The organism is Morganella psychrotolerans, from assembly GCF_001676055.1.
In the GTDB taxonomy this organism is placed as follows: Bacteria; Pseudomonadota; Gammaproteobacteria; order Enterobacterales; family Enterobacteriaceae; genus Morganella; species Morganella psychrotolerans_B.
This window is the reverse complement of sequence record NZ_LZEX01000041.1, coordinates 1-572: the sequence shown is the minus strand read 5'-3', so window position 1 is coordinate 572 and position 572 is coordinate 1. Positions and strand designations below refer to the sequence as shown.

Below are 572 nucleotides of genomic sequence, written 5' to 3'. Positions count from 1 at the left end.
AGTGTCATCACTGTCCGTGTCTTCAAATAACCAGCTGTGATTTTTCAGCGGATCGGTTTTTTCTGCCGGTTCTGCGAATTCAGGGAAGAGGGATTTATCACTAAAAATCGACGCGATATGATCGGCAACTTTTGCTGCGCTATCTTCGGCGGTCTCTTCTGTATGGTCTTCAACCGGTATTGTCATTGCATCGGCAGGACGCTCACGTTGTACCGCTTCCGCTATTACAGTGGAATTCGCAGGTTCGCTTTGCGGCACGACCGGTGTGCCGGAAAAACTGAAGATATCACTGAGCACAGCCGTTACCGGTTGCGCCGGTTTGTCGGCGGATCCCGTTACTGTGTCTTCAACCGGTTCTGCAACGGTTTCATTCAGTGCGGCCTGCGGTTGTTCTGTAATGTCATTTTGTTTTACCGCCGGTTCTGAGAATACGCCCAATGGCGGTAGATCAGTGTCATCACTGTCCGTGTCTTCAAATAACCAGCTGTGATTTTTCAGCGGATCGGTTTTTTCTGCCGGTTCTGCGAATTCAGGGAAGAGGGATTTATCACTAAAAATCGACGCGATATGAT

At 49.1% G+C, this 572-nt stretch carries 1 protein-coding gene; it reads right to left on the bottom strand.

Translation table 11 applies throughout. The features are described 5' to 3' along the window. The coding region (locus tag AYY17_RS21770; protein ID WP_202906429.1) for a hypothetical protein at positions 1 to 572 on the bottom strand (572 nt) is incomplete at both ends.